The organism is Nonomuraea sp. NPDC049714, assembly GCF_044465295.1.
GTDB lineage: Bacteria > Actinomycetota > Actinomycetes > Streptosporangiales > Streptosporangiaceae > Nonomuraea.
In genome coordinates this window covers 492,810-514,925 of sequence record NZ_JBITLM010000004.1, presented here as the reverse complement: position 1 = coordinate 514,925, position 22,116 = coordinate 492,810, and the positions used below count along the sequence as shown (strand labels likewise).

General features: G+C 71.3%; 21 protein-coding genes. 11 read left to right on the top strand and 10 right to left on the bottom strand.

The features are described from left to right. Positions 1 to 759, bottom strand: coding sequence for a DeoR/GlpR family DNA-binding transcription regulator (locus ACIBQX_RS20045; protein ID WP_397006479.1), 759 nt, complete (start codon positions 757 to 759; stop codon positions 1 to 3). Between the two features lie 369 nt (positions 760 to 1,128). Between ACIBQX_RS20045 and ACIBQX_RS20040 the strand changes: the two genes are divergently transcribed. The 8 genes from ACIBQX_RS20040 to ACIBQX_RS20005 all read left to right on the top strand — a co-directional run bounded on the left by ACIBQX_RS20040 (position 1,129) and on the right by ACIBQX_RS20005 (position 9,897). After that, a complete protein-coding gene (locus ACIBQX_RS20040; RefSeq protein WP_397006476.1) occupies positions 1,129 to 2,700 on the top strand; it encodes a sugar ABC transporter ATP-binding protein in 1,572 nt (523 codons plus the stop codon). Then, complete coding sequence (locus tag ACIBQX_RS20035; RefSeq protein ID WP_397006474.1) at positions 2,697 to 3,704, top strand: ABC transporter permease; 1,008 nt, start codon at positions 2,697 to 2,699, stop codon at positions 3,702 to 3,704. Before ACIBQX_RS20040 ends, ACIBQX_RS20035 begins: the two co-directional genes overlap by 4 nt. A 58-nt stretch (positions 3,705 to 3,762) precedes the next feature. Beyond that, complete coding sequence (locus ACIBQX_RS20030; RefSeq protein ID WP_397006472.1) at positions 3,763 to 4,818, top strand: substrate-binding domain-containing protein; 1,056 nt, start codon at positions 3,763 to 3,765, stop codon at positions 4,816 to 4,818. Between the two features lie 64 nt (positions 4,819 to 4,882). Further along, the gene (locus ACIBQX_RS20025; RefSeq protein WP_397006470.1) at positions 4,883 to 5,905 is read left to right on the top strand and encodes an NAD(P)-dependent alcohol dehydrogenase; all 1,023 of its coding nucleotides are present in this window, start codon (positions 4,883 to 4,885) and stop codon (positions 5,903 to 5,905) included. 25 nt (positions 5,906 to 5,930) lie between these two features. Next, positions 5,931 to 7,658 (top strand): dihydroxyacetone kinase family protein, encoded by a 1,728-nt coding sequence (locus ACIBQX_RS20020; protein ID WP_397006468.1) that lies wholly within the window; start codon positions 5,931 to 5,933, stop codon positions 7,656 to 7,658. A gap of 28 nt (positions 7,659 to 7,686) precedes the next feature. Next, complete coding sequence (locus tag ACIBQX_RS20015) at positions 7,687 to 8,262, top strand: ribose-5-phosphate isomerase (RefSeq protein ID WP_397006466.1); 576 nt, start codon at positions 7,687 to 7,689, stop codon at positions 8,260 to 8,262. A gap of 5 nt (positions 8,263 to 8,267) precedes the next feature. Further along, a complete protein-coding gene (locus ACIBQX_RS20010) occupies positions 8,268 to 9,038 on the top strand; it encodes an SDR family oxidoreductase (protein ID WP_397006464.1) in 771 nt (256 codons plus the stop codon). Positions 9,039 to 9,243: 205 nt separating this feature from the next. Further along, positions 9,244 to 9,897: an SAM-dependent methyltransferase gene (locus ACIBQX_RS20005; RefSeq protein WP_397006462.1), complete on the top strand. Its 654-nt coding sequence runs from the start codon at positions 9,244 to 9,246 to the stop codon at positions 9,895 to 9,897. Positions 9,898 to 9,917: 20 nt separating this feature from the next. Here the strand turns inward: ACIBQX_RS20005 and ACIBQX_RS20000 are convergent, their stop codons facing one another. From ACIBQX_RS20000 to ACIBQX_RS19990, 3 genes are read right to left on the bottom strand one after another with little or no spacing between them, the layout of a single operon-like run. Then, positions 9,918 to 10,358: an iron chaperone gene (locus ACIBQX_RS20000; protein WP_397006460.1), complete on the bottom strand. Its 441-nt coding sequence runs from the start codon at positions 10,356 to 10,358 to the stop codon at positions 9,918 to 9,920. Between the two features lie 41 nt (positions 10,359 to 10,399). Next, positions 10,400 to 11,011, bottom strand: coding sequence for a glyoxalase (locus ACIBQX_RS19995; protein ID WP_397006458.1), 612 nt, complete (start codon positions 11,009 to 11,011; stop codon positions 10,400 to 10,402). Between the two features lie 44 nt (positions 11,012 to 11,055). After that, a complete protein-coding gene (locus tag ACIBQX_RS19990) occupies positions 11,056 to 11,412 on the bottom strand; it encodes a VOC family protein (RefSeq protein ID WP_397006456.1) in 357 nt (118 codons plus the stop codon). Between the two features lie 179 nt (positions 11,413 to 11,591). On the opposite strand from ACIBQX_RS19990, the gene ACIBQX_RS19985 reads away from it, so the two are divergent. The 3 genes from ACIBQX_RS19985 (at position 11,592) to ACIBQX_RS19975 (ending at position 16,847) form a co-directional block, all read left to right on the top strand. Further along, positions 11,592 to 14,399, top strand: a complete 2,808-nt coding sequence (locus tag ACIBQX_RS19985; RefSeq protein ID WP_397006454.1) for an ATP-binding protein — start codon at positions 11,592 to 11,594, stop codon at positions 14,397 to 14,399. Between the two features lie 241 nt (positions 14,400 to 14,640). Further along, complete coding sequence (locus ACIBQX_RS19980; RefSeq protein WP_397006452.1) at positions 14,641 to 15,435, top strand: sulfotransferase domain-containing protein; 795 nt, start codon at positions 14,641 to 14,643, stop codon at positions 15,433 to 15,435. Further along, positions 15,432 to 16,847: an MFS transporter gene (locus ACIBQX_RS19975; protein WP_397006450.1), complete on the top strand. Its 1,416-nt coding sequence runs from the start codon at positions 15,432 to 15,434 to the stop codon at positions 16,845 to 16,847. Before ACIBQX_RS19980 ends, ACIBQX_RS19975 begins: the two co-directional genes overlap by 4 nt. A 119-nt stretch (positions 16,848 to 16,966) precedes the next feature. Here ACIBQX_RS19975 and ACIBQX_RS19970 read toward each other — a convergent pair whose 3' ends face one another. From ACIBQX_RS19970 to ACIBQX_RS19945, 6 genes are read right to left on the bottom strand one after another with little or no spacing between them, the layout of a single operon-like run. Beyond that, on the bottom strand, positions 16,967 to 17,314 hold the full coding sequence (locus ACIBQX_RS19970; protein ID WP_397006448.1) for a hypothetical protein: 348 nt from the start codon (positions 17,312 to 17,314) through the stop codon (positions 16,967 to 16,969). After that, the gene (locus ACIBQX_RS19965) at positions 17,311 to 18,066 is read right to left on the bottom strand and encodes a class I SAM-dependent methyltransferase (protein WP_397006446.1); all 756 of its coding nucleotides are present in this window, start codon (positions 18,064 to 18,066) and stop codon (positions 17,311 to 17,313) included. Before ACIBQX_RS19965 ends, ACIBQX_RS19970 begins: the two co-directional genes overlap by 4 nt. Before the next feature lie 2 nt (positions 18,067 to 18,068). Next, complete coding sequence (locus ACIBQX_RS19960; protein WP_397006444.1) at positions 18,069 to 18,809, bottom strand: NTP transferase domain-containing protein; 741 nt, start codon at positions 18,807 to 18,809, stop codon at positions 18,069 to 18,071. A 19-nt stretch (positions 18,810 to 18,828) separates the two neighbouring features. Continuing rightward, a complete protein-coding gene (locus ACIBQX_RS19955; protein WP_397006442.1) occupies positions 18,829 to 19,911 on the bottom strand; it encodes a phosphonoacetaldehyde reductase in 1,083 nt (360 codons plus the stop codon). Continuing rightward, positions 19,908 to 20,996 carry a phosphonopyruvate decarboxylase gene (gene aepY, locus ACIBQX_RS19950; protein WP_397006440.1) on the bottom strand — a complete coding sequence of 363 codons (1,089 nt, stop codon included), beginning with the start codon at positions 20,994 to 20,996 and terminating at the stop codon, positions 19,908 to 19,910. The genes ACIBQX_RS19955 and aepY overlap by 4 nt, the downstream gene beginning before the upstream one ends. Continuing rightward, entirely contained in the window at positions 20,993 to 21,868 is an 876-nt protein-coding gene (locus ACIBQX_RS19945) for an isocitrate lyase/phosphoenolpyruvate mutase family protein (protein ID WP_397006438.1), read from the bottom strand. The genes aepY and ACIBQX_RS19945 overlap by 4 nt, the downstream gene beginning before the upstream one ends. Between the last annotated feature and the right edge of the window lie 248 nt (positions 21,869 to 22,116).

The following is a 22,116-nucleotide window of genomic DNA, read 5'->3' as shown; positions in this document are numbered from 1 at the left end:
TCAGAGGAGTTCGACGTGGTCGCGGTAGGGGTCGAGGCGGTCGTCGGAGACGTCGAGTTCGGTGACCATCAGGTCGATGCCGTCCCAGGGCAGGCAGCGGGCGGCGGCGCCCGTGCCGAGCTTCTGTGAGTCCACGGCCATGACGACGTGGTCCGACAGCTCGGCCATGAGCCGCTTGATCTCGCACTCCTCGGCGCTGAACTCGCTGGTGCCGAAGTGCGGGTCCACCGCGGCGGCGGACAGGAAGGCGCGCGCGAAGGAGAACTGCTTCAGCGCCAGGGAGGCGACCGGGCCGATGAGGCTGCCGGCGTTGGGGTCCTTCTGGCCGCCGGTCAGGTACGCGTGCACGAGGGGGTCGCGGGTCAGGGTCAGGAAGGTCTCGATGCCGTCGGTGACCACGGACAGGTTCTCCGAGCGGGGCATCGAACCGGCGAGGACGCACAGCGTGGAGGAGGCGTCCATGCAGATCCCCACCCCGCCCGAGGGCACCAGGCTGGTCAGCTTCCGCGCGATCTCCTCCTTCGCCCGCCCGGCGCGGGTCCGGCGTGCCTCGAAGGGCTGCGCCGAGCTGACCGCGCCGCCGCGCACCCGGCGGACCAAGCCCTCGTCCTCCAGTGCTTGGAGGTCCCTGCGGATCGTCATGGTGCTGACTTCGAAGCGGGCGGCCAGGTCCTCGATGCGCAGGCTGCCGCTGGACGAAAGCAGGTCGGCGAGCGCCTGACGTCTGCTTTCGAGGTTCACGGTGCTCCTGACGACCATGCCGTCTCCGTCTCCTTCGGTGTTCAATCTTGTCAATTGTCACACAGGTGGGTTCGGCTGGAGACAGCGTCCGCCTGCTGGCGTGTGAACGATAAATGATCCGGCGGATGACTTCAAGGCCCGCCCACCAGGGGATTTGCGGCCCCGACCGGTGGGATGTCGGCTTCGCCGCACCTTCTGTCAGATGTAACAAGTGGGCAACGTCCTCTTGACGTGGGGATGTCGCTTCGTGTGATGTTCACATGAAACAACAACTACGGGTCCCGTCCGGGAGCCCGGAGGGTGGCGGCCGACCTGCCGGACGGCCACCGTCCGAGGAGCGGGCCCCACCGCACACCGAGCCGCCGAGGCCGGGTCTGGAGATCAGTCGTGGAAGATGTCGCTTTGGAGTGCCGGGATCTGGCCAAGGCATTTGGCGGCGTGCCCGTACTGAAGGGCGTCTCTCTGACTCTCACGGCCGGTTCCGTGACCGCGCTGGCGGGTGAGAACGGCGCCGGCAAGTCGACGATGATGAAGATCGCGTCCGGTCAGGTGCGGCCCGACCGGGGCCAGGTCCTGGTCGGCGGTGAGCCGTTGCCCCAGGGGGACCCGCAGGCGGCTCACCGGCAGGGAGTCGCGATCATCCCGCAGGAGCTCGCGCCGATCATGGACATGAAGGTGTACGAGAACCTGTTCATCGGGCGGGAGATCCGTACCCGGGCCGGGCTGCTCGACCGGCGCGCGATGGCCCGCAGGGCGCGCGAGATCCTGGACGTGTTCGGCGTCGAGATCGATCCGCAGGCCACGATGCGGCGGCTGCCGGTCGGCCTGCGCCAGCTCGTGGAGATCGCCAAGAGCACGACCGGTGGCGCGAAGGTCCTGCTCCTGGACGAGCCCAGCTCCGCCATCTCCGAGCGCGAGGTCGACCGCCTGTACGCCGTGGTGGGCAAGCTGCGCGAGCAGGGCGTCGCCATGCTCTACACCACCCACAAGATGGAGGAGATCCGCGCCCTGGCCGACCGGGTGGTCGTCCTGCGTGACGGAGGGCTGGTCCTGGACCGGCCGATCGGCGAGATCAGCGACGACGACATCGTGCACGCGATGATCGGCCGCGAGTTGCAGGACTTCTTCCCCACGCTGCACCCGGCGGGCGACGAGGTCGCCCTGCAGGTCAGCGGGCTGCAGGTGAGCGGCTACGCGCGGCCGGTGGACCTGACCGTGCGCCGCGGCGAGATCCTCGGGCTGGCCGGCCTCGTCGGCGCAGGCCGGACCGAGCTGCTTGAGGCGATCTTCGGCGTGCGCAAGAGCACCGAGGGCGCCATCACCGTCGCCGGCAAGCCGGTCAAGCGCAACGCCCCCGCCGCCGCGATCACCCACGGCATGGCCCTGGTGCCGGAGGACCGCAAGGGAGCCGGGGCCGTGCTGTCCATGAACGTGCTGGACAACGGCTCACTGCCGCGCCTGTCGGGTTTCACCCTCGGCGGCTGGCTGCGGCAACGCGAGCGCACCAAGAAGGTCGGCGCCGCGATGGACTCGGTGAAGCTGCGCAGCCGCGGCCTGTCCCAGCAGGTCGGCACCCTCTCCGGCGGCAACCAGCAGAAGGTGGTCCTGGCACGCTGGCTGACCGGCCACGTGAACGTCCTGCTGCTCGACGAGCCCACCCGGGGCGTGGACGTCGGCGCCCGCAGCGAGATCTACCGCATCATCACCGAACTGGCGGCCTCCGGGATGGCCGTGGTCATGGCCTCCTCCGACATGCCGGAGATCCTCAGCCTCGCGCACCGCGCGCTCGTCATGCGCGGCGGAGCGGTCGCGGGCGAGCTGAGCCGCGACGACCTGTCCGCACCGAACGTCCAGGACTCGATCTTCCGGCTGGCCGCGGGCCTGAGCCCCGGCTCGGCCGATCCACCGCCCCCGGATCGCCAACCCACCCCGACAGCAAGCAAGGAGGACGGCCGATGACCCCGCAGGAGTCAGCGCCGGACAGAGGAACGGCCGCGGGGCTCCTGGCCTGGCGCCCCTCCGGACCGTGGGTCCGCGACCAGTTGATCCGCCACGCCATGGTGTGGGTGATGCTGCTGATCATCGCGTACTTCAGCTACCGGAGCGCGCGCTTCGGCACCCCCGACAACCTGCAGACGATCGCCATCGCCGCGGCCCCCTTCGCCCTCATCGCGCTGGGTCAGACGCTGGTCATCCTCACCGGCGGCATCGACCTGTCAGTAGGCAGCGTGATCGCGCTCAGCGCGATGGCGGCGGCGGCGACGGTCAAGGACCATCCCGAACGCCTGTGGCTGTCGCTCGTGGTCGCCATGCTCGTCGGGCTCGCCGCCGGCGCGATCAACGGCTTCCTGGTCTCTAAGGTGAACGTGCCGCCCTTCATCGCCACGCTCGGCATGCTCACCACGGCGTCCGGGCTGGCGTACGTCGTGGGCCAGGGCGCGCCGATCAACGGCCTGCCGCAGAACTTCGGCGAGATCGCCAACAACCAGATCCTCGGCCTGCAGATCCCGGTCATCGTCATGATCGTCGGCATCCTGGCGCTGGCCCTGATCATGAAGCGGACCTCCTACGGCATGCGCGTGTACGCGGTGGGCGGCAACCCCGTCGCCGCGCAGATCGCCGGTGTCAAGACCACCCGGATCCTGTTCAGCGTCTACGCCCTGAGCGGCCTGCTCGCCGGCCTGTCCGGCGTGATGCTCGCCTCCCGGGTCATCTCCGGCCCGCCCAACCTCGGCCAGGGCTACGAGCTGGACGCCATCGCGGCCGTCGTCATCGGCGGCGCCAGCCTGCTGGGCGGCCGGGGCAGCATCATCGGCACCGCGCTCGGCCTGTTCCTGATCCAGACCCTCAACAACGGCCTGGACATCCTCTTGGTGCCCGCTTACTGGCAGAGCGTCATCAAGGGCACCCTGATCGTCGCCGCCGTCACCGTCGACGTCTGGTCGGCCAAACGCAGGGTCTGACCGTCGTCAGGCCTTCCACATCCATCCAGCGAACAACCCCCCAGTACAAGGAGTTTCCATGCGCATCAAGAGTGCATTCGCCGCCGCGGCGGCGGGCGTGGCCATGCTGGCCACCTCCGCCTGCGGAGCCGGAGATACCAGCGCCAACACCGGTGAGGCCGGGGCGCCGGACGCGAGCGGCGTCCGCGTCGGCATCAGCGTCTACGACATGTCGTCCTTCATCACCGCCGGCAAGGCGGGCATCGACGCCTACGCCAAGGCGAACGACATCGAAGTCCTGTGGAACTCGGCCAACCTGGACGTCGCCACGCAGGCCAACCAGGTCGACCAGTTCATCAACGCCGGCGTCGACGCGATCATGGTCGTCCCGGTGCAGGCGGACTCGCTCGGCCCGCAGGTCGCCGCGGCCAAGGCGAAGGACATCCCCTTCCTGGCCGTGAACGCCGGACTCGCCAGCGGTGACCTCGCCGGCACCGTGCTGCCCGACGACGTCAAGGCCGGCGAGCAGGAAATGCAGATGATGGCCGACGAGCTCGGCGGCAAGGGCAACATCGTCGTCCTGCAAGGCCCCCTGGGTCAGTCGGGCGAGTTGGACCGTACCAAGGGCATCGAGAACGTGCTGGCCAAGAACCCCGGGATCAAGATCCTGGCCAAGGACACGGCCAACTGGAAGCGCGACGAGGCCGTCAACAAGACGAAGAACTGGCTGTCCAGCTTCGGCGACAAGATCGACGGCATCGTCGCGGAGAACGACGACATGGGCCTGGGCGCACTCCAGGCGACCCGCGAGGCCGGCCTCAAGATCCCGATCGTCGGGGTCGACGGCATCGAGGACGGCCTGAACGCCGTCAAGAGCGGCGACTTCATCGGCACCAACCTCCAGCACGGCACCGTCGAGCTGGCCACCGGACTCGCCGTGGCGGCCAAGATCGCCAAGGGCGAGGAGGTCAACAAGAACCCGGTCTACCTGATGCCCCAGGTCACCCCCGAGAACGTGGACACCTACATGGAGCACGTCGTCACCAAGAAGGACGAGTTCCTGGGCCAGCTGCCCGCGCTGATCGAGGCGAACCTCAAGACCGGCGACATCGCCAACGAAGAACTGGCCGGATAGGCGGGTGCGGGCGTCCGCCCGCACCCCGTACCAGCCCGAGCAGCGCGTAGCCGAGGAGAACATCATGACCACGATGCAGGCAGCGGTCCTGCGTGGAATCCAGCAGTTGGCCATCGAGGAGCGTCCCGTACCGCAGCCGGCGCCCGGCGAGGTGCTGGTGCGGATCACGGCGGTCGGGGTCTGCGGGTCCGACGTGCACTACTACCAGCACGGCCGGATCGGCGACTTCGTGGTGGAACGACCCATGGTGCTCGGCCACGAGTCCGGGGGCGTCATCGTCGGCGTGGGAGCCGGCGTGGACGCCTCCCGGGTCGGCCAGCGGGTGTCCGTCGAGCCGGGCGTGCCCGACCTGACCTGCTCCGAGTGCCTCGCCGGACGGTACAACCTCTGCCCGGACATGCGGTTCTTCGCCACGCCGCCGTTCGACGGCTCCCTCGCCGAGTTCGTCACCGTGCACGCCGCGTTCGCGCACCCGGTGCCGGACACGATCTCGGACGACGCGGCGGCGCTGCTCGAACCGCTGTCCGTCGGCGTCTGGGCCAACCGCAAGGGGCAGGTCGGCGCGGGCAGCCGGGTCCTGATCACCGGCGCCGGCCCGATCGGGCTGGTCGCCACCCAGTGCGCCCGCGCGTTCGGCGCCACCGAGATCGTGGTGGCCGACCTCAACCCGCACCGCCTCAAGCTCGCCGAGGACCTGGGCGCGACGGCGACCATCAACGTCGGCGAGACCTCGCTGCGCGACGCGGGCCTCGAACCCACCGTGCTGCTGGAGTGCTCCGGCCACCCGGGCGCGACCGGCGACGGCATCCGTACGCTGGCCAGGGCGGGCCGCGCGGTGCTGGTGGGGATGGGCGACGACGGGCTGCCGCTGCCGCTCACCCACATCCAGAGCCGCGAGATCGAGGTCACCGGCACCTTCCGCTACGCGAACACCTGGCCCACCGCCATCGCGCTCGCCGCGTCCGGGCGGGTCGACGTGGACACCCTGGTCACCGGCCACTTCGCGCTGGCCGACTCCGAGGCGGCCCTGCTCGCCGGCGAGCGAGACCCTCTCGCCGTCAAATCGGTGATCAATCCGCAGCGCTGACCTGGCGACCGAAGGGACAACAATCATGACTCGTCTGTACGACGATCCCAGCGCCTTCACCGACGACATGCTCGCCGGCTTCCTGGACGTGCACCGGGGCAGCGTCGCGGGTGTGCCTGGCGGTGTCGTACGGGCCACCGAGACGCCGCCGGGCAAGGTCGCGGTCGTGGTCGGCGGCGGTTCCGGGCACTACCCCGCCTTCTGTGGCGTGGTGGGGCCCGGGTTCGCCGACGGCGCCGTCGTGGGCAACATCTTCACCTCCCCGTCGGCGCAGGACGCGTACTCGGTGGGCAAGGCGGCGGCGGGCGACGCCGGCCTGATCTTCTCCACCGGCAACTACGCCGGTGACGTCATGAACTTCACCCTGGCCCAGCAGCGGCTGTGCCAGGAGGGCATCGACACCCGGGTGGTGTTCGTCACCGACGACATCGCCAGCGCGCCGCCGTCGGACGTCCACGCACGCCGGGGGATCGCCGGTGACTTCGTCGTGTTCAAGGTCGCGGGCGCCGCCGCCGAGGCGGGCTACGACCTGGACGCGGTCGAGCGGGCCGCCCGGCACGCCAACGACCGCACCCGCACCCTGGGGGTCGCCTTCGGCGGGTGCACCATGCCCGGCGGTACCGAGCCGCTGTTCACCGTCCCAGCAGGGCGGATGGGCGTCGGCCTGGGCATCCACGGCGAGCCGGGCGTGGGCGAGGACGCGCTGCCCCGGGCGGCGGACCTGGCGCGGCGGCTGGTGTCCGGCGTCCTGGCGGAGAAGCCCGCCGGGTCCGGCACCAGGGTCACCGCGATCCTGAACGGCCTCGGCACCACCAAGTACGAAGAGCTGTTCGTCGTCTGGCGCACCGTGGCCCGGCTCCTGGCGGAGGAAGGGCTCCAGGTCGTCGCCCCGGAGGTGGGCGAGCTGGTGACCAGCCTGGACATGGCCGGGTGCTCGCTGACCCTGGTCTTCCTCGACGAGGAGTTGGAGCGGCTGTGGTGCGCGCCCGCGGACACGCCGGCGTACCGGAGAGGGCAGGTGGAGCCGCGTACGGCGGCGCCGGCCCGGCGGACCGAGTCCACGCAGGCGGAGGCCGTCGCGGCGGTCAGCCCGAGCACGCCGGGGTCGCGCGCCTGCGGCCGGGTCGTCGTCGCGGGGCTGGAGGCCGTCGCGGCGGCCATGGCCGAGGCCGAGGGGGAGCTGGGCCGGATCGACGCGGTCGCCGGCGACGGCGACCACGGACGTGGCATGGTCAAGGGCTCGGCGGCGGCGCTCGCCGCCGCCCGTGACGCGGCCGGTGCCGCAGCGGGCGCGCGGTCGGTCCTGGTCGCGGCGGGCGAGGCGTGGGCCGCCAAGGCGGGCGGCACGTCCGGCGTCCTGTGGGGCGCCGCGCTCTGCGCCATCGGCGAGCGGCTGGGCGACGACCGGGAGGAGATCGCGGGCGCCGACGTGGCGGACGCCGTACGGGCCGGGCTGGACGCGCTCCAGCGCCTCGGCGGTGCGCGGCCGGGGGACAAGACCATGATCGACGCGTTCGCGCCGTTCGCCGACGCGCTCGCCGAGCGGGTCCGGGGCGGGACGGAACTCGCCGCCGCCTGGCGTGAGGCCGCCGAGGTGTGCGAGGTCGCGGCGCTCGCGACCGCGGAGCTGCGCCCACTGGTCGGCCGGGCGCGCCCGCTCGCCGAACGCAGCGTCGGCACCCCGGACGCGGGGGCGACGTCTCTCGCCCTGTGCGCCCGCGCTGTCTCGGGCGTGCTGTCGCTCGCCCGCTGAGTTGCTCGACACGAAGGGATGGGGGGCCATGCCTCACAAATGGCGGATCATCGTCGGTTGCGACGATGCCGGTCTGGAGTACAAGAACGTCCTGAGGGCCGACCTGGAGGGCGATGACCGGGTGGAGAAGGTCGTCGACATCGGGGTAGGGGCTGAGGAGACGACGCCATATCCGCACATCGCGGTCATGGCGGCGCGCATGGTGGCCGCCGGCGAGGCGGACCGCGCGTTGCTGGTGTGCGGTACCGGGCTGGGAGTCGCGATCAGCGCCAACAAGGTGCCCGGGATCCGCGCGGTGACGGCACACGACAGCTTCTCCGTCGAACGGTCCGTGCTGAGCAACAACGCCCAGATCCTGTGCTTCGGGCAGCGCGTCGTCGGTCTGGAGCTGGCCCGCCGCCTGGCCGCCGAATGGCTCGACTACCGCTTCGACCAGAACTCCAGCTCCGCGGCCAAGGTTCGGACCCTGTTGAACTATGAGGCCGGGCACGACCAGGCCGACCAGGCCGAGACCCTGCGGCAGGGTGAGGAACTGGTGCGCACGGCCATGCTGAGCACCGAACCGCGCTCCCACAAGAGCGTCCAGACCGACTGCGAGGAGTAGAGGACATGACGGCAGCGGAGAAGGCGCCCGACCTGAGCTTCGGGCTCACCGGCAAGGTGGCGCTGGTGACCGGCGGCGCGTCGGGGATCGGCGCGGCGATCGCGGACACGTACGCGGTGAAGGGCGCCCGGGTCGCCGTGGTCGACATCGACGGCGAGGCGGCCAGGAGGAAGGCGGCCGAGCTGGGGGAGACGCACGCCGGGTTCGCCTGTGACGTGTCCGACCCCGCCGCCGTGCGCGCGGCGGTCGGCGCGGTCCTGGAGGCGTTCGGCCGGATCGACATCCTGGTGAACAGCGCGGGCGTCGCGATCCTGGCCCCGGCCGAGGACCTGGAGATCAGCGCGTTCGACCGGACGATCGGGATCAACCTGAAGGGCACCTTCCTGGTGTGCCAGGAGGTCGGCCGGCACATGCTCGGCGCCGGCGGCGGGAAGATCATCAACCTGGCGTCACAGGCCGCCTCGGTCGCGCTGGACCAGCACGTGGCGTACTGCGCCTCCAAGTTCGGCGTGGTCGGCCTGTCGAAGGTGCTCGCCTCCGAATGGGCCGGCCGGGGCGTGACCGTCAACACGATCTCCCCCACCGTCGTCCTCACCGACCTGGGCCGCAAGGCGTGGGACGGCCCCAAGGGCGACGCGCTGAAGGCGCAGATCCCCACCGGCCGTTTCGCCTACCCGGGGGAGATCGCCGCCACGGCGCTGTTCCTCGCCTCGGACGGCGCCGACATGATCAACGGCGCGGACATCGTCGTGGACGGCGGCTACACCATCCGCTGACCGCGCCGCTGATCGTGCCGATGACGACGGTGGAGCCCGCGCCGGCGGCCGGCGCGGGCCACGGCTCGTCGCTCGGCGTTGCCGAAACGGCAAGAAAGATCGACACCGTCGGAAGGGTTGAGGATGCTGGTGGGCAGAGACGACAACGCGTCCTGTGACCTGCCGGCCAGGGCTGCCGCGGCACAGCACCGGAAGGAACCACCTGATGAGCGGACACGACCATCGGCTCACCGAACATGAGGCTGACGCCATGTTCGAACCGCCGAGCTGGGACGAGCGCTACTCCGGCCCCGAGAAGATCTTCAGCGGCGATCCCAATCCGCAGCTCGTCGCCGAGGCGACCGGGCTGACGCCGGGCACGGCGCTCGACGTCGGTTGTGGCGAGGGCGGGGACGTGATCTGGCTGGCGGGGCGAGGCTGGACCGTCACCGGGGCCGACTTCTCCGCCAACGGCCTGGCCCGCGCCGCCCGGCACGCCGAGCAGGCCGGAGTCGCCGACCGCGTCGACTGGTGGCAGGTCGACGCCAGGACCTTCGCCGCGGGCGGCCGGACCTACGACCTGGTCACCAGCCACTTCCTGCATCCGCCGAACGGCGGCATGGTGGAGGTGACCCGCCGGCTGGCCGAGGCCGTCGCGCGCGGCGGGCATCTGCTCGTCGTCGGCCACGCGCCGTCCGAGGTGTTCACCCGGCTGATGGAGAGCCGGCGCAAGGCGATGTTCCTCGCCGAGGAACTGCTGCCCGCCCTGCCGGACGACTTCGACGTCCTGGTGGCCGAACAGCGGCCGCGCACGATGACCCGCGACGGCGTCACGGTGGACGTACACGACTCCACGCTGCTGGCCCGGCGTACGTCCTGAGGCCCCCGGCCTGGCTTCCCTCAGCTCACCGCCTGCTTCACCAGTGCGCTGATCCGCGCCTCCACCTCGGCCGTCACCTCGGTCAGCGCGAAACCGGCGGCCCACATCGTGCCGTCGTCCAGCGCCGCCAGGTCGCTGAACCCGAGCGTCGCGTACCGTGTCTTGAACTTCGCCGCGCTCTGGAAGTGGCAGACGATCTTGCCGTCCAGCGCGTAGGCGGGCATCCCGTACCAGAGCTTCGGCGCGAGGGCCGGGGCGCTGCCGGTGATGACGGCATGGACCCGCTCGGCCATGATCCGGTCCGAGTCCCGCATCTCGGCGATCTTCGCGATCACGTCGGCCTGGTCCTGCGCCGCCTTGTCAGCACGCGAGCTGCGGCGTGCCGCCTTCTTCTGCCCTTGGGCGTGCTCCTTCATCGCGGCCCGCTCTTCGGCCGTGAATGCCTGGTAAGTGCTGCTCATGGTGGATTCTCCTTGAGATGATCGTGAGACGGTCGCGTGCCTCAGGCGGATGCGGCTTCCCAGACGAAGCCGTCGGGGTCGGTGAAGGGCGCGGCGTCGCCGCCGATCACGATGCGGTGGGATCCGGTGCCCTCCTGGGGGAGGCCGGTGTCCTTGGCGAGGGCGCGGCGCGGGTAGAGCGCCAGCGTGACGGCCGATGACGGGGTGTCGAACTCGACGTACTTGCCGCCGTAGCTCTTGGCCACGGTCAGGCCGCGGTCGACGTAGAACCGCTTGCTCGCCTTGACGTCCGCGACTCCCAGCAGGAGTGCGATCTGGTCGATGTGGCGGGTGGCGGGGCCGGTGTCCTTCTTCTTCGCGGTCGCGATCTTGCAGATCGTCCCGTCCGGAGCCCGTACGACGCCGCCGTAGCCCCAGAACCCCTTCGTGGCCGGCTTCAGCACCGTGGCGCCGGCGTCGAGGGCGGCGCCGATGAGGGCGTCGACGTTGCCCGGCTGGGACACCACGAGTGACAGCGCGAATCCGCGAAAGCCGGTCGTCGGCGCGTCCGAGGCGCGTACGTTCACGTAAGGGCCCAGGCCGAAGGCGTCGTAGAAGGCCTGTGCGGCGGTGGGGTCGGGAACTTCCAGGGTGACGGTGTCGAACGAGGTCATGGCAGGTCCTTCGCGTGAGGTGGGTTCTGTGGGCGAGCCGGCGGTCACCGGTCCTGGATCAGCCCGAGGACGTTGCCGTCGGGGTCGGTGACGGTGGCCACCAGGCGGCCGCCACCGACCTCGTGCGCGGCCTCCTTCACGGTGGCTCCCGCGGCGGTGACCTCGGCGAGCTTCGCCTCGATGTCCCGCACGTGCCAGTAGGCCACCGGCGAGGTCATGCCCTGCGGTCCACCGTTCGGCACCAGTCCGATGTGCTGGCCCTCGGCCTCGAAGCCGACGTAGTAGGGCGAGTCGGTTCCCGGCGGGGTACCGAGCAGGGCCGCGTACACCGCCTTGGCCTTCGCCAGATCGGACACGGGGTGCAGCACGGTCCTGATTCCCTCGGGGGAAGAGCCGGTCATGATCACTCCTGAGGTAGTGGGGGCAGATCGTCCCGCTGTGTGCGTACTCACAGCTTTGTCCTGGCCAGGCCGATCCACATCCGTGCCGACCACTGAACCGCTCCACGGATCGCCAGCACGGATCGCCAGCACGGAGCGCGTACGGTGGCCGTTCCGGAGGGATGCTGCAAACTGGGACAGTGACGGCAACAGTGGACATCTCGCCCCGGGAAACCGAGGTCCTGGAACTGGTCGGGGCCCACCTCAGCAACGCGGAGATCGGGGCACGGCTGTCCATCTCGGTGCGTACCGTGGAGAGCCACGTCTCCTCGCTGCTGCGCAAGCTGGAGCTGCCGGACCGGAGGGCGCTCGCCCAGCGCGCGCCCGAGCCGGCCGCCGGCCCGTCTCATCCGGCACCGGTTCTGCCGGCTCCGCTGACCTCGTTCGTCGGCCGGGTCGGCGAGCGGGCCGAGCTGGCCGAGATGCTCAAGGGGCATCGCCAGGTGACCGCCGCTGGTCCCGGCGGCGTGGGCAAGACCCGGCTGGCGTTGGCGGTGGCCGCGGAGGCAGCCGGCGAGTACGTCGACGGGGTGTGGTTCGTCGACCTCGTCCCGGTCACCGATCCGGACCTGATCGCGACCGCGGTCGCCGGGGCGCTCGGCCTCGGCGAGCAGCCCGGCCGCGACATGACCGAGTCCGTGGGCGCCGCGCTGGCCGACCGTCATGCGCTGCTGGTGCTGGACAACTGCGAGCACGTGGTGGACGGGGTGGCGCTGTTTCTCGAGCGGCTGCTGGCGACGTGCCCTCGGGTGACGGTGCTGGCCACCAGCCGGGCACGGCTGATGGTGCCGTTCGAACGGGTGTATCCGGTCCCGCCGCTGTCGCTGCCCGCCGACGGCGGGTCCGACGCGGTCGCGTTGTTCACGGAGCGGGCGGCGGCGATGGGCCGGTCGCCGGATCCCGCGCTGCGCGATCAGATCGCCTCGATCTGCGAGCGGCTGGACGGGATGGCGCTGGCCATCGAGCTGGCCGCCGCCCGGTATCCCACGCTCGGGCTGGACGGCATCAACGCCGCCCTGTCCCACCCGCTGCGGATGCTCACCGGCGGCTCCCGTGCCGATGAGCGGCACCGCTCGGTGCGGGGGGCGCTGGACTGGAGCCATGCCTTGCTGGAACCGGCCGACCGGGCGCTGCTGCGTCAGGTGTCGGTGTTCGTGGCACCGTTCACCGCTGCTGCGGCGGCGGAGGTGGCCGGGTCCGAGGACGGCATCGCCGCCGAGGGACTGGCCCGGCTGGCCGAACAGAGCCTGCTGGTGGTGACGGCCTCCCCGGGCGGGACCCAGTACCGGGCGCTGGAGACCATCCGCCAGTACGGGACGGAGCGGCTGACCGAGGCCGGGGAGCTGGACGACGCCCGATCCCGCCACGTTCGCTGGTGCCTGGCCATGGCCGCCGAGCTGGCGGTGGTGGCAGCGGACTGGCGGGCCCGGTTCGACGCGGTGGCGGACGATCTGCGCGCCGCCCTGGCATGGGCCGCCGACCGGCCGGAACGACGCGCGGAGGCGTACCGCCTCGCCCGCATCATGGCGGAGCTGACCTTCACCCGGCATCTGATCGGCGAGTCCCAGGGGCGCTATGAGCAGGCCGCCGCGCTCGCCGACGACCCCGCCGCCGGCGCGTCGATGCTCCGGCACGCCGCGGCCGTGGCCGGCTGCCGGATGCACGGTGACGACATGTACCGTCTGCGCCGCGCGGCCGCGGATGCCGCCCGCCGATCCGGTGACACCGCCGGCGCCGCCTGTGATCTGGCGACCGCCGCCGCCGACGCCTACCGGTTCTCCGGCAAGTTCGTCCGGAATCTGCCGCCGGAAGAGGCGCTGGCGCTCATCACTCAGGCGCGGGAGCTGGCCGGCGACGACCCGGCCGCCCAGGCCGCGCTGGCGCTGGCCGAGGCCGGGCGGGCGCTCACCGAGATCGGCGCCACGCCGGGCCTGAACGACAACGCGGTGCCCATGACGATCGAACGCGCCGAACGAGCGGTCGAACTCGCTCACCGCACCGGCGACCCGCTCGCCGAGTCCGCCGCGCTCGACACGCTCACCTGCGCCCAGAGCTGGGCCGGTGACACGTTCGCCGCCGCCGGCACGGCCCGGCGCCGGGTCACGCTGCTCTCGTCCACACCGGATACCCCGGCCGGCACCCACGAGCTGATCGAGGCGCTCGGTGAGGCCACCGAGGCCAGCCTCGGCACCGGCGACCTGCCCGGTGCCCGCCGGTGGGCACGGCAACTCGCGGAGCACCCCTTGCTGGCGGAAGTCGGCCACCGTGCCACGGGCTGGCTCCTTGTGGCGGACGCGCTGGCGGGCGACAGCGAGGGGACACTCGCCGGCAGCATCCGGTTCCTCGACGCGTGGCAGCGCGCCGACGGTCCCGCCGGCTCCGTCCTCGGCCCACCGGCCGCCGCGGTGGCGACGATCCACGGTCTACGCGACGACCACGACGCCTGGCGCGAATGGAGCGCGCTGCTGGGTCAGCTCGACCCCTCACCCAGGAACACCCACGGCTACGGGGCGGTCTTCGACGCGATGCTTCTGCTCCACCGTGGGCAGGCGCCGGAGGCGGTGGAGCGGTTGGCGCCCGAGCCCGGCGAGGTGTGGCGATGGGTGACCTGGATCTGGCTCCACTGGTATGTGGCGCTGCGCGCCGAAGCCGCCGTGCTCGCCAGGAGCTCCGACGCCCGCGACCGCCTGGCCGAGGCCTGGACCGTCGTGGCCGGCAACTCGGTCGCCACTGCCCTGGTGGAGCGGGCCCAAGCGCTGCTCGACGATGACCGGGAGCGGTTGCTCGCCACAGCGGACGCCTTCGACGCCGCCGGCTGTCGCTACCAGTCGGCGCGGACCCTGGTGCTCGCCGGCGGCGACCACGCCGCCCGCGGCGCGGCCGCGCTGGCCGACCTCGGCTTCGCCCCGATGATCCCCGCCTCGGCATCCACGACGACCCCGGAGTGATGTCCGCCGCAAGCGCGGGCGATCTCAGTCGCCGGACAGGTGCTCGACCGCGCCGAGGATCGTATGCGGATCCTGCGCTCGAATCTGCTGGCCGACCGGCATATCACGGGCCATGACCGGGGCACGGTCCTCTCACATCTCGAAGCCCGTAGCGTCCCCTGAGGTGAGGTGTTGCGACGACCACCAGCCAGCGAGCGGTATGAAGGCTCGCCACGGGGGTAGAAGCGGGCGGATGTGGAGAGTGAGTTCGCTCTATCAGCGTAACCTCGCCCATGTCGGTGCACGGGACATCATTCTCGCGGGCTACGGCGGTGCCGGTCAGAGCATCGTGGCCGCCGTCGTGCGACAGCTGGGGCTGGACTACATCGATCCTTACACCGAGCGATTAGTGGAGGATGGCACCAGCACGGAGGTCGAGGGACACCGGGAGTTCCAGGACCGGCTCTCGTTGCCGCAGGGCAGCGACGGTACGGGCGCGATGCGCTTCTTCAAGACGCACCTGCCACCCCACGTCTTCGATGGCCGGGGAGCCGGCGGGTCCTGGCTGGTCGTCCGCGATCCCCGTGACTCCCTCTACTCCTGGTACCGGTGGCGGGTGGCTTTCGGGGAGGAGGAGTGGGACACGTTCGACGGGTCGTTCGAGAGCTTCCTGCGCCACCGCGACGCGACCGGACGCACCCCGGTGGAGGACTGGACGTACTTCCACGACCACTGGCTGCGGTGGCCGCCTCGGCGTGACCGGTTCATCGTCACCCGCTTCGAGGATCTCAAGACCGACCCCACCACCACCTGTGGCAAGGCTCTGCGGACGATCGGGCTGCCCATGCCGCAGGACAGGTTGCGGGAGGCGGTCGAGGCGAGCAGCTTCACCGCCATGCGCGCCCGCGAGGACGCGGCCGCCGGCTCGGGCGCGCGGGTCATGCGTCGCGGCAAGGTGGGCGAGTGGCGGGAGTGGCTGACACCACGGCTCGGCCGCTACTTCCGCGACGAGCAACTGTGGCGGGTGGCCGGGCGCTTCGGATACGCGCCGGCATGAGCCTGATCACCGGTCGCGCCGAGAGCGCGACGCGGCTGTGGGTGATGGCCGCAGTCCTGGCGGGCGCCTTCTTCCTGGTGCTCTTCGACGGGCTGGCCGTCTCCACGGCGCTGCCGACGATCGGCCGTGAGCTGGGCACTGGGCCGGACGGGCTCCAGTGGGTGCTGAACGTCTACTCCCTGTGCATCGGCGGCCTGCTGCTGCTCGGCGGGCGCGCCTGCGACCGGTGGGGCCACCGGCGCGTGCTGGTGTCCGCGCTCGTGGTGCTGACGGTCGCGACCGTACTGGCGGGCACGGCGCATGCCCTGCCGGTCCTGCTGGCCGCCAGGGCGCTGCAAGGAGGGGCGGCCGCCTTCATCCTGCCGGTGGCGCTGGCGATGTCCGGCACGCTGTTCCCGCGCGAGCCGTGGACGAGCCGCGCCTTCAGCGTCATCCTCGTCTCCGGCGCCACGGCCGGGCTGACCGGGGCCATCTGCGGTGGCCTGCTCACGCAGGCGCTGGGGTGGCGGTGGGTGTTCCTGGCGACGGTGCCCTTGGCGCTGGCGGTGCTCGGCTTGGCCATGGCGGTGCTGCCCCGCACTGGACGCGCGGCAGCCCGGCGCGAGGAGTTCGATCTGGTCGGCGCGGTCGTGGCCACCGCCTCCCTGCTCGCCTTGCTGTACGGCATCAGCGAGGCCGAGCCGGTGCCCGCGCTGCTGGGCCTGGCGGGGCTGGGCGCCTTCGCCGCGCTGCAGAGCCGCAGGCGTCACCCTCTGCTGCCGCTGGGCCTGCTGCGGTCGCCCACGTTGATCGGCGGATGCGTGGGCATCGCCGCCCATTCGGCCGTCTACTCGGCGGGTATCGTCGTCACCAGCCTCTACCTCCAGGATGTCTACCACTTGACCCCGGCGGGGGCCGGCCTCGCGCTCGCGCCCACCCTGGCCACCGCGATGCTCACCGGCTTGATCGCCGCCCGGCTGGTACGTCGTCACGGCTCGGCCCGAGTCGCGGGCACGGGTCTGGTGCTGGCTGCGGTGTCGCTGCTGGGCATCGGACTGATGGCCGGCAACACGAGCTACGCGGTCGCGGTACTTCCGTGGCTGCTGCTGCGCGGCGCGGCGGAGGGGGTCAACTACGTGGCGCTGACCCGGCAGGCCATCAGCGGGGCCGCGCGGGAGAGCAGCGGGATCACCTCCGGGGTGTTCGAGGCGACCACGCACATCGGTGGGGCGGTGGCGGTCGCGGCTTACCTGACGCTTCTGGCAGGGGGCGCGCAGTACCAGGGGGCCTATCTTCTGGGCGCGCTGATCGCCGCATGCGCCGCCGTGATCGTCGTGCCGCTGTTCGGCCAGGCGGCACGACCGAGCGGGGCGGAAAACCCAGGATGGGCGGGGCAGGACGTGCCGGTGGAACGCCCCGGCGAGGCGGAGTGAACATGGGACCGATGGGGCTGCGGATCCTCGCCACCACCGCCCTGGGCTTCAGCGAGCCGCGCGCTGCTCACGGTGCTGCGCCGAGGTCGTAGCCGAAGCCGGCCGCGGTCCGCTGGAGCTCACTGCCGGCGAAGTGACGGCTGAGGTCGGCGGTCATCCATCATCGCGATGGCGAAGGCCACACCGGTGCCCGCGAGCACGGGCCAGATGCCGTGCCGGTCCATGCGGCGGCCGAGCAGGGGCGCGACCAGGCCACTGGCGGTGACGTACAGCCCCACGACCACGCCGGCGAAGGAGTAGGAGCCGCTGGAGTGGGCGATGCCGAGCAGCAGGGTCAGGGTGACCATGCCGATCGGCATGTGCCCGATCAGGCTTCCCGCCAGCAGCCTCTTGGCCGAGGGCAGGGCGACCACCGCGCCGTAGCGGTGCCGCCAGGTCGGCGTGGGCCGGTCGGCGGCCTTGGTCATGCGGCGCGCCGGGCCATCCAACCCACCGTCCGGTACGGGATCTCGATCGGGTCGGCGCCGGTAGTGCCCACCACCTTCTCGATCTCGTCGATGATCTCTCCGAAGCGGGCGCCGGCCTGGCGCTGAAGGGTGCCGTGCGAGCGCCAGGCGTCCAGCCAGTCCTGCGCGGGCAGGCGGAAGGTGATCGCCTGGTCCAGGCGGGTGACGGTGCCGAACAGGCCGCTGCCCTCGATGAGGGGCTGCTGGTCCTCGCGTCGCACTCCGTAGGAGTAGCCCGGGATGCGGTCCCGGATGAGTGCCTCGATCCGGGCCTGGAGCGGATCGTCCAGCACCCGGTGATTCCAGATGCAGGCGAACCAGCCGTCCGGCCGCAGGATCCGGGCGCTCTCCTTCAGCGCTTCCTCTCGGCGCGTGGTGCTGAACGCCGACCCGTACGCCACCAGGTCGTACGTCCCGTCGGGCAGGCCGTTGTCCTCGGCGACCGCGTCGATCCAGGTGACGCGGTCACTGCCGGCCGTGCGGGCCATGCCGATCTCCCGCATCGCGGCGTTGGGCTCGACCGCGTCCACCACGCAGCCGCGGGCGAGCAGGTCCACGGTGAGGTGGGCGTTGCCGGCGCCGATGTCCGCGGTGCGCGGGCGCGGTCGGCCGGGGGCCGCCACGATCGTGTCGACCACCTGCGGCGAGTACGGCGGGCGGTTGGTGTAGGTGGCGGCGAGCTGGGTGTAGTCCCAATCCAGCTTCCTGGTCATGGTCATCTCCTCGGGTAGGCGGCCCAGCCGGTGGCGGCCGGGCAGCGGGCGTCGGCGGCTGCCAGGTCCTGGGCGCTGTCGATCTCACACCAGTCCTCGCCGCGCACGTACAAGGGTTTGATGGGCGACTGCTTGGCCAGTTCTCTGATCGCGTACGGGTACCAGGTGTCGCGCACCCCGTCGGCGATCATGCGGGCGGCGACCTCACCGAGCAGCCGCGCGCCCTCCGGGCTCCAGCGGGAGACGCCGAAGAACTCGCCGCACACGCGGCCGGGCGGCAGGTTCTTGTCCAGATGCCACACGTGCCCGTTCCGCAGCTCGACGGCCATGTCGATGGCGGCGATCGGCCGGGTCACGTCCACGGCCATGACGTCGTGGGGGGAGGCCATCAGCCGCTCCAGCGCCTCGGTGGAGATCAGCACGTCGGAGTCGACGATGACGATGCCGTCGTGCCACCAGCGCCTGGTCAGCATGAGCGAGACGATGTTGTCGGAGCGGGCGTAGTCCGGGTTCGGCACGAAGCGTACGGGCGGCCGGTTGCGCAGCGCCCGCACATGGCAGGTGAGCCGCCCAGCGGCGTGGCCGGTGACGCAGACGACCTCGTCGGCGCCCAGCGCGGCGAGCTGGCCGAGCAGCCTCTCGATGATGGGGATGCCGCCGACCGGCAGGAGGCACTTGGGCCGGTCCGCGGTGTGGGGCCGCAGCCGGTTCCCCTGTCCGGCCGCGGGGATGATGACGCGCATGCGCGTCCCTCCTTGGTGATCAGAGCATGGTGGCGAGTTCGCCGACGGCCGTCCCGCCCGTCAGATCCACGGGGTTGTTGGCAGAGCGCGCCGAGCATGTGCCTGCCTCGGCCAGGGCGGCCAGATGCCGGCGGCGGACGCCGTAGGCCCCTAGCCGGTCGGGAAGGCCGGCGCGGGCGAGCAACGCGCGCAGCCCGGCCGGGACGTCACCGTCCGGCGCCAGTGCGGCCAGCGCCTGGGCCAACTCCGGCATCGGATCCAGATGGCGCATGTTGTAGCGGTAGACCCAGATGAGGTTCAGGAGGCACGCGGTCCCGTGATGCACGCCGTGATCGGCGGTCAGCTTGTAGGCGAAGGCGTGGGCGGCGGTGGTCCGCGTGTGGTCGATGGCCAGGCCGGCCGTGGTCGCGGCGTGGGCCAGCCGGCCGCGCCGGTCCCCGTCGGACACCGTCAGCCGCCCGCCCGCCAGCAGCGGGATGAGCTGTCTGAGCGCCGCGAGGGCGAGGGCGCGGGAGAAGGGGCCGGCACGGCGGCTCCAGTACGACTCGACCGCGTGGCACAGGGCGTCGAAGGCGCATGAGGAGGCCAGCCGGCGCGGGCAGTCGCTCAGCAGGTCAGGGTCGACCAGCGCGTGGTCGGGCAGCACGCTGTCGTGGTCGAGGGAGGCCTTGACACCGCGGACGTAGACGGTGGCGAAGCGCGTCACCTCGCTGCCACTGCCCGCTGTCGTGGGTAACGCGATCAGCGGGGGCCGGTGTTCGTCCGGCGCGCGCCTGCCGGACAGCACCTCAAGCGCGCCGTCCATGGTCGCGGGCAGGGAGCGCAGCAGCTTGGCGGTGTCCAGGGTGCTGCCTCCGCCCGCGGCGACAATGAGATCCGGCCGCCAGGACGCGCGCACGCCGCTTCCCGCGAGCACCTGCTCGATCGTGGGATTGGGGGTGAAGCCGGTGAACTGCCGGACCTCGGCGTACTCCCGCAGGTCGAGCACCCCGCTGCAGCGGGCCGCGCGCGGGCTGGCGACGACGAGCACACGGGCGGCGCGCAGGCTCTCGACGAGGGCGGGCAGACGGCGGCGCACCCCGGCCCGGATGAGCACGCTCATGACGCGGCTCGCCTGAACCGGTCGGCGATACCGGGCGCGGAGATCACCGAGGTGGCGCGGGGCGGCGCGGCGCCGCCGCTGGAGACCGGCACCGCGATCAGGTGCGGCCCGGGTAGCCGCGCGGTCTCGCGCAGCCGCTCGCCGAGCTCCCGCGGATTGCGGCAGACCGCGGCGCTGCGGTAGCCGACCGCCGTCCCGACGGCGGCGAAGTCGGTCGTGCCGGAGGTGGTGGCCTGGCCGCCGGTGGAGGCGTAGGAGCCGTTGTCCAGGATGACGTGGACCAGGCGGTATGGACAGGCGGCACCGATCGTGGACAGGCTGCCGAGGTGCATCAGAGCCGCTCCGTCCCCGTCCAGCACGACCACGGGCCGGTCGTCGCCGGACATCGCCACGCCCAGCGCGAAGGCGGAGGCGTGCCCCATCGAGCCCTGCATGTAGAAGGCGCGCGGGCTGTCGGCGAGCGCGAACAGCTCGCGGGAGGTGTGCCCGGTCGTGGCGACGAGCAGCGCGTCGGGTAATTCGTCGACCACGAGGCGCAACGCCTGCGTCCGGCTCATGTCCGCCGGCTGAGGGCATGGCTCTGAGCTGCCGCTGATCGCGCCTCGCTCCAGCAGGACGAAGGCGCAGGCGCCCCGGGCGGTGTGCGCGAGGGCACCGTCTATCACCGTCTCGGCATCGGTGTCGTCGCGGCGCAGCGTCCAGTGCCGTACGCCCATGATGGTCAGGAGGTCGTGGGTGGTCCGGCCCATCACCTCGTGCTGCGGCTCATCGGCACCAGGGTCGGGCCAGCCGCGCAGGCTCATGAGGACCAGCGCCGGGAGCCGGTAGGGGATGAGCAGCGAGGTCAGCGGGTTGATCAGATTCCCGAGGCCGGAGTTCTGCGCGTAGACGGCCGCGCATCCGCCCCGTGCGCCCACCCCGGCGGCCAGGGCGAGCGCGGTCCCCTCGTTGGCCGCCGGGACGTACCGGTGGCCGTGGGTGAGCTCGTCGATCACCGCGGAGAAGGTCGAGCACGGGACACCGGTGTGCAGGTGGACCTGGCGCCGATCGAGGGCGTGGACGAGTTCGCCTGCCGAGATCATCATTCGACCTCTAGCCACTGGTCGAGTTGTTGCAGCCGGAAGATCTCGCTCACCGGGGCGATCTGCTCCTCCACGGGGACCGAGGTGCCCTCCTTGAGAATGGTCTCCAGCACGCTTCGCATGCTGCTGACCGTCGCGCGCAGGGACTGGTTGGCATAAATGATCATGGATACGCCGGCGGCGTGCGCTTCCTCGGCATTCCAGCTCGGATAGGTGGTCGGCACGACGATGACCGGTGCACGCCCGCCCCAATGAGCGAGAAAGCGCATGATCGGCTCGGGCGTGGTGGATTTCGAATGCACCAGGACGGAATCGGCTCCGGCGCAGACATATTGCTCGCACCGTTCCAGCGCTTCGTCGACCCCGTGGCCGGCGATCAGGGCTTCCGTTCTGGCGATAATGTGGAACTGGTCGCTCTGCCGCAGTTCGGTGGCGACCTCGAGTTTTCTGCAGAATTCCATGGTGGGCAGGAGTTCGTGCGCGCCGGCGGCGAAGCTGTTCAGCTTCGGGAAGATCTTGTCTTCCATGCAGACTGCGGAGATCCCCTCGCGCTCGTACTCCCGGACCATATGGGCGACATTCATCGTGCCGCCGAACCCGGTGTCGACGTCCGCGACGATCGGGACGGCGCACGCCTCGAGCATCTGGACCGTCACCTGCAGGTAGTCGGTCATGGTCAGGAGGCTGGCGTCAGGCAGGCAGCGTGCCGCAGAGATCTCGAAGCTCGACGCCCAGATCGCGTCGAAGCCCACCTCCTGGGCGATGGCGGCGCCGAGCGCGCTGTGCGCGCCCGCCGTTCGGACGAGCCGGTCCTGCCGGAACAGGTCGCCCAGCGCGGGCGCCTGAAGGAAGGGTCGTACGGCCGGTCTAGCCATGGCAACTCCCCGTCTAAGGCTCGGATGAGTTGTCCGGCGTACCCGAGAGATTGACGGCAAACATGGTGAAGGAATTGAGCGAGTGACAAATTTCTAACTAGCAGGTTAACGAAGGATATTCCTTTATCATGCGCTTGAAGAAGCGTCCAGTGGTCATTGCGTCAGATGATTCTTACCCGTCCTCCGCTGATATCGCGGGTTTTGTCGCGGATGCCGCGGGTAGCCGGGCCCACCGCGCGAGCGGAAGG